General features: G+C 36.3%; 6 protein-coding genes. 4 read left to right on the forward strand and 2 right to left on the reverse strand.

Annotated elements, in window-relative coordinates:
- Nucleotides 1–254 precede the first annotated feature (254 nt).
- From I6N95_RS24715 to I6N95_RS24725, 3 genes are all read left to right on the forward strand, one after another.
- Complete coding sequence (locus I6N95_RS24715; RefSeq protein ID WP_209532508.1) at nt 255–1,010, forward strand: LytR/AlgR family response regulator transcription factor; 756 nt, start codon at nt 255–257, stop codon at nt 1,008–1,010.
- A gap of 94 nt (nt 1,011–1,104) precedes the next feature.
- Nucleotides 1,105–1,734 (forward strand): accessory gene regulator B family protein, encoded by a 630-nt coding sequence (locus I6N95_RS24720; protein ID WP_209532510.1) that lies wholly within the window; start codon nt 1,105–1,107, stop codon nt 1,732–1,734.
- A gap of 112 nt (nt 1,735–1,846) precedes the next feature.
- Nucleotides 1,847–3,115 carry a GHKL domain-containing protein gene (locus I6N95_RS24725; protein WP_209532512.1) on the forward strand — a complete coding sequence of 423 codons (1,269 nt, stop codon included), beginning with the start codon at nt 1,847–1,849 and terminating at the stop codon, nt 3,113–3,115.
- 71 nt (nt 3,116–3,186) lie between these two features.
- Here the strand turns inward: I6N95_RS24725 and I6N95_RS24730 are convergent, their stop codons facing one another.
- Both I6N95_RS24730 and I6N95_RS24735 read right to left on the reverse strand, forming a co-directional pair.
- Nucleotides 3,187–4,164: a Gfo/Idh/MocA family protein gene (locus I6N95_RS24730; RefSeq protein ID WP_209532514.1), complete on the reverse strand. Its 978-nt coding sequence runs from the start codon at nt 4,162–4,164 to the stop codon at nt 3,187–3,189.
- Nucleotides 4,165–4,210: 46 nt separating this feature from the next.
- Nucleotides 4,211–5,227 (reverse strand): Gfo/Idh/MocA family oxidoreductase, encoded by a 1,017-nt coding sequence (locus tag I6N95_RS24735; protein ID WP_209532516.1) that lies wholly within the window; start codon nt 5,225–5,227, stop codon nt 4,211–4,213.
- 190 nt (nt 5,228–5,417) lie between these two features.
- Between I6N95_RS24735 and I6N95_RS24740 the strand changes: the two genes are divergently transcribed.
- A complete protein-coding gene (locus I6N95_RS24740) occupies nt 5,418–6,281 on the forward strand; it encodes a MurR/RpiR family transcriptional regulator (protein WP_209532518.1) in 864 nt (287 codons plus the stop codon).
- Nucleotides 6,282–6,436 lie beyond the last annotated feature (155 nt).

The raw sequence follows: 6,436 nt of genomic DNA on the forward strand, positions 1-6,436 counted from the left end.
TTATTATAAATAAAAATCACTCTAAAACTAACCTGTTCAATAATATCGAATTATGATATAGTTTTTATAGTAATGAAATTATTTTAATTGTCTGACAATTTCTTTGCCTAATCTGTTATCAATGTGAATCAATTTATTGTATAATTAAATTCAGTGGAATAATAAAAGAACAAAAAGTTCATTTTACGATCGAATAAAAGAACAAACTGTTCCACTGATCATCAGAGTGAAAATACATAAGGAGAGGTAAAACTATGGGGATTTTTATCCTTGAAGATAATTTCGAACAAAAGGAATTTTTACATCGAGTAGTTGAAAAACTGGTTAAAAAAAATCACATCATCAATGGTACCATCATCAGTACAACAAGTGTTAATCGATTGTTAGAAGCCATTCAATACAATGGCGAATACAACATCTTTTTCTTAGATTTAAATATCAAAAATGACACGACCGCTGGACTTGAGGTTGCGAAGCAAATTAGAAAGGTCGATGAAGAGTCTGAAATTGTAATCGTCAGTTCTCACCCAAATCTGGCTCTGGTTTCTTATCAATACATGATTTCGGTCCTTTCGTTCATAGACAAATCTTCGGATATCGATTCATTTATCAAGCAGATCGAACGATGCTTACTTAAATATAACAATACCTTTCAGAGAACGGTTCAGCATAAAGATTGGTTTTTCTACGAAAGTAAATTTACCGATATCAGAGTGCCATTTAATGAAATAAGGTACATCACAACCTCGGATCGTCATCGGATTCTTATAAAAACCACGACCCGAGATTTTCAATTTTATGGCATTTTGGCTGATATTGAAAATAATGACCAGCGACTAGTGAGGTGCCACCAATCTTATATTGTCAATATCACGGCCATTAGTGAAATTGATAAAAGCAAAAATGTTATTTACTTGGATGGCGGGTTTGAAATTCCCATTTCAAGACGAATGAAAAAGAAGGTTTCAGAGGAATGGCGCAATTTTCTAACCACCAAAACGACCGAATAAGCAGATTAAAGAACCGAATGCGCTATTCCGCTTTACCTTGTGACAAGATTAACTATATAATTCTTTTTAGTAAGTTTGAGAGTAGGTGTAACAAATGTATGTTTGGTTAAGCGCAAAAATAGCTGAAAACATCTTTGATATTGACCAACAAGACGAATCTGAAAAAGCTGAATGGACCAGATATTTCATAGAAATTATATTGTTAAATGTCTTAAAAACAGCTTTGGTTTTGTTTTGTGGAATAATTTTCAATGTCCTCTATTTGACAGTGATCAGCCAATTAGTTTTCTTCTGCTTACGACGACATGCTTTTGGATGGCACGCAAAATCGAACTTTCTCTGTAGTGTTCAATGTATTGTTCTGTTTGTGGGTATTCCCCTACTCACGGAGCGATATGTATCAGTTTTCCCCACCATTTTATGGTTACTGATATATAGCGGGATACTCCTTATTTTCATCCTATTCGCTCCCCAGAAAACAGAACAATCATTGGACAGTCATTTAACAAACAAGCAGCACAAAAGACGACTGTTGATTAGCTTTCTTTTAGTGGCTGCCCTTTCTATATTAATTAATATTACTTGGTTACGAATTGGAATTTTTACAGGCGTAATAGCTTCTGCTATGATGGTCCTGCCTTTCACTAAAAAACTAATCGAAGGAGATGTATTTAATGAAACGTATCAAAAATTTGTTAAGCAGAAAAATGAACCGCTGGATTGAAGCACAAGTTGGGGGTGCCACGAAAGATTCATTTACCTTGAAATGCCCTTGGCCTTACTTGATGTATGAACCAAAAAAACCAAAAAGTTCTCAAGCAACTAAACACTAGAAGATGATAGAAACAATTGCTGCGTCCGCGATGCAAATATACGCTTCAACCTATTTCTATCTAATATTGTCGGAAAGAAAGAAAAGCCAATTTTCCATGATTTGCTTTTCTTTCTTAGTGACACTGATTGTCATGCTCAGTGCTTTTACTCAATTAATTTTTTTGTCCAACTTCATCATTATCATCTCACTGATTGTCTACATTTATCAAGATGCTCGGTATCTAGGGTTAAGTAAGATGATCTTTTTTTCAGTGATTTCTGTTTTTAGCGTTTCTTTGGTGAGCTACACCATTTATAATTTACTTTTATCTGTCCCCGTAAATTTTCCGTTTCATCTTTTATCAATCGTCATCACTTTTGTTATTTTCTACTTTATTTCGTCTATTTTGAATGTGCTTAACTATCTGAAAGCCTTTAGTTATTCGGCTTTATTAAGCTTGATTGGGGCTGCTTTTTTTTTATTTCTCTCATTTCGAGAAGAAATCAGTCCGACCTTAAACGTGGAATCTAAACAAAATAAACTGACCTTGGCTTTGGCAATTTTTTTCTTAGTATTATCGGTTGCCACCCTAGCAATGGGGTTGCTTTTTGAAAAAAATCGCGAAAAGAAAAAAAGACAAGAGGCGTTAGTCGATTATACCTCCGAACTCGAAGCGATGCATGATGACCTTGAATTATTCAAACACGACTACTTGAATATTTTATTGTCGCTGGGTGAAAGTATTTATGAGAGAGACATCGATAAAATCGAACAAGTCTTTAATGAAACGATCCGCCCGACAGAAAAGATTATTTGCCACTATAATTCTAATGCCGCCAAAATGAATCGCATTAAAATAACAGAAGTTAAAAGTCTGTTTATTTCCAAAATTTTTCAGGCTGAAAGAAACGGACTTGCCATCGTGATTGAAATTGCCCGCCCTGTAACAGATATTTTGATCGATAAAATTGATTTCATTCGAATGTGCTCTGTGGTTCTGGATAATTCCATTGAAGCAGCTAGCAAAAGCAACGAAAAAAGTATCTATATCTGCTTATTGCAAAGTGACACTGAATTATTTTTTCTGGTGTCCAATTCTTACGAGGATGAGTCTCTAAGTAAAGAAAAGTTATTTGAAAAAAAATATACCACGAAAAAAGAGTTTCAAACAGGACATGGCTTAGGTCTTTATTCTTTAAATAAAATTATTGAACGGCACCCAACCATTACCCTTTCAACTGAAATACGCCATAATTTTTTTCAACAAACCATTGCCATTAAACGCTTATGACTCGATTACTAGGCAGACCCATTAAAACCACCACTTGATGATACATCAAGTGGTGGTTTTAATTAGTGGTTTTAGCCTAAAGCGATCCCTGCATAGTCCAAGGCTTGTACCAGTACTTCCATCACAGATTGACTGTGGATTAATTGTGTCTTGACCGCAACCATATCATGTTCGGCGATCATTCTGGTAAATTCTTTAAATTCTTCGAACATTCGATGAGCATGAACCTTTACATCTACGGATTGAGAGGTCGCTCCTTTCAATTGCTTGTCAAAACTGTCTATGACGTTGGTCGCACCATTGACCACAATGGCACCTTGATTTCCTTGGATCGTCGAGCGAATGGCTGAAGTGGAATCTTTTGCTCCAATACAAACTACTTTTGTATCAGGATAATTCATAATCAAAACGCCCGAAGTATCGATCCCTTTTTCGATGTTGGCCACATATTGCACCTCCTGGGGCTTACCTAAAAGTCCAATGGCAAAATGAATATTGTAAATATTGATGTCCATAAGAGCCCCACCTCCCATTTTTGGGTTAAAGGCTGGTAAAATAGTACCTTCTTTAAAGGCATCGTAGCGTGATGAATATTGAGAATAATTACATTCAATAATCTTGATCTCACCTAAATCTGCTAAACCAGTTTTAATTTCACGATAGTTAGCTAAGTACTGATTGGTAATTGCTTCAACTAAAACCAGTTCTTTAGCTAGCGCGATCTCCTTCAATTCAAGAAACTGATCGAGACTTAATGTGAAGGGTTTTTCACAGATAACATGTTTGCCATGCATCAAGGCTTTTTTGGCATATTCATAATGCAGATGATTAGGCAATGCCACATAAACGGTGTCAATCTGGCTCTCTGCTAAGCAAGCATTGAAGTCAGTAAAACGCTGCTCAATTTGGTAATCCTTTTGAAGGTTTGCTAACTTTTCTTGGCTGCGTTCAGTTCCAACGATGGCTTTTAATTCAATATCAGGAAGCTGCTCCACCATCGATAAAAAATCGTGAACAATCATTCCCGAACCTAAAATAGCTAATTTCATTTCCTTATCCTCCATCTCTTCCAATCGTCACTCTAACGACTTGTTTCTATGCCATTAACTGGCTGCCAGCTTCCAAAATTTCCAACTGGCGAATGGTTTCTTCGTCTTTGACAATTTTATCTTTACCGTTAATGATCGATTGATACAACCCTTCATACACTCTGCTGTAATCCCCTACTTCCGAAACAACTTTCTCTTCATGGTAGGTGCCTTGTTCATCGATATAGGTTAAGATGCCATAATGTTCAGGTAAATCGACACCAAAATCTTCATGATCCGGTAGATAAAATAACTTCAAATGCTCTTCTTGACGATCTTTTGTTTGCTTAACAAAACAGCCTTTTTTTCCATAAACTACAAAACTTGGCCGCTCTTTCAAACGGAAATAACTCGATTTAACTGAGACTTTCATCGTACCGTAATAGAAATCCAAATCAAAATAGTCATTCATGCGACCCTTTCCAAGCAACTGACGGACATCATAATGAAGCTCATCTGGGTCACCAAAATAGGACAAAACTTGATCGATTGTATGACAGCCATGGCCATACAAATAACTGTTAACTTGCGAGTATTCTGTTACACTTTCAGGAACTTCTGGTCTAAAATAATCGTAGTGCATCTCCACTTCCAGAATATCCCCTAAAACACCGCTCTCAATCACCTTTTGAACGGTTAAAAAATCAGAATCAAAACGACGATTTTGATAGCACTGAATCAATAACCCTTTGGTTTTTGCTAGGGCAAATAGCTCCTTTGCCTCAGCTGAGGTTTCAGTAAAAGGCTTTTCTATCAGTGCATTTTTGCCGTGTTCTAGGACCATCTTGCCATACTGAAAATGCAAGTGACTCGGTGTGGCCACCACCACCAATTGAATCTCCGGGTCCTTTAAAACAACGTCTAGATCATTGGTATAAACCACTCCAGCCAGTTTGTCCCAGAGGGGGTTATCCCGTCGAGAATAGATGGTTTTCACCTTGATGTGGTTCGGTAATTTGGTTGAAAATGGTAAATGATAACGGTTAGTGCTTTTTCCATTAGCGATATAAGCAATGGTTAACATATTGACCCCTCCAATTATTAAGTCTTACTGCTATTATAAGTCACTTTCCACCACCAACAAGCTTTTTGTAACAAACTGGTCACACTTTTCAACACTTTACCAAAACGAAGTGAATTTTTGAACATAATGTTCAGAATAATGGCAAATCCCTTTAAAATCGGTTAAACTTAAACTTTAGGAGGGGATTAATTTGTTATTAGTTCTGGATCAATTAAAAGATCAGCACAACTTCACCCAAACAGAAAAACGAATTGCAGACTACATATTACAACATCCCTCAAAAATTTCGACGATTTATATTGAGGATCTTGCCAAACTGACTTACACTTCCCATTCAGCCATTATTCGCCTTTGTAAAAAGATTGGATTTACCGGCTTTCGTGAGTTTAAAATCGCCCTTTCAACACTAGTTCATAGCCAGTTGTACACGGCAGAACAAGTTAACGCAAACTTTCCGTTTGATGAAGCAGATTCACCTATGACCATTGCCAAAAAAATGGCAGATTTAACGACAGAAACTGTAAAAAAGACCTTCGCCCAACTAAACGACGAGCTACTCTCTCAAATCGTCACCACTCTCGCTCAAGCTCAGCGTGTTTTTCTTTTTGCTCGTGGTGACTCGCAAATTCGCGCCCGTAGTTTCCAAAATAAACTAATTAAAATCAATAAATTTTATATTTTAGCGGAAGAGTATTCTGATGGTTATTGGAATGCTGCCAGTTTAACTAAAAAAGATTGTGCTCTTTTCATTTCTTATAGTGGTATTGTGCCACAATACGATCGCATCATGGAACATTTCCATCAGGAAAAGATTCCCACCATTTTACTTACTGGTAATAAGCAATCCACTTTGCTTCCTTTCGCCGAAAAGGCCCTGATCACTATTCAAGAGGAGTACGATTTTGCTAAAATAGGGACGTTCTCTTCTCAAGTCGCTTTTGAATATATTTTAGACACCCTTTTTTCGATTTTATACGCTCAGGAATACCGACAAAATTTGTTAAGCCTCAAGGAAAAGCAACACCTCTTACAAAATGGCCTGCTATCCGATTAATAAAATGACAAAAAAACAAGAGAAGCTCGTGAGGAGGCTGCTGAAAAAGTTAAATAATTAAAGTTGTATAAAATGATAGCTGTTTTATACAACTTTTTTTTGATTTTACAGACTTTTTCCGTTCAATTTGAGATAATATAGGTAGAAAAAATAAA

Source organism: Vagococcus allomyrinae (assembly GCF_017829975.1).
Classification (GTDB): domain Bacteria; phylum Bacillota; class Bacilli; order Lactobacillales; family Vagococcaceae; genus Vagococcus_D; species Vagococcus_D allomyrinae.

What these genes read in the sequence shown, in the direction of transcription:
- I6N95_RS24735 (WP_209532516.1), bottom strand. Translation starts at nt 5,227, where the DNA reads ATGTTAACCATTGCTTATATCGCTAATGGAAAAAGCACTAACCGTTAT.
- I6N95_RS24715 (WP_209532508.1), top strand. Translation starts at nt 255, where the DNA reads ATGGGGATTTTTATCCTTGAAGATAATTTCGAACAAAAGGAATTTTTA.
- I6N95_RS24725 (WP_209532512.1), top strand. Translation starts at nt 1,847, where the DNA reads ATGATAGAAACAATTGCTGCGTCCGCGATGCAAATATACGCTTCAACC.
- I6N95_RS24720 (WP_209532510.1), top strand. Translation starts at nt 1,105, where the DNA reads ATGTATGTTTGGTTAAGCGCAAAAATAGCTGAAAACATCTTTGATATT.
- I6N95_RS24730 (WP_209532514.1), bottom strand. Translation starts at nt 4,164, where the DNA reads ATGAAATTAGCTATTTTAGGTTCGGGAATGATTGTTCACGATTTTTTA.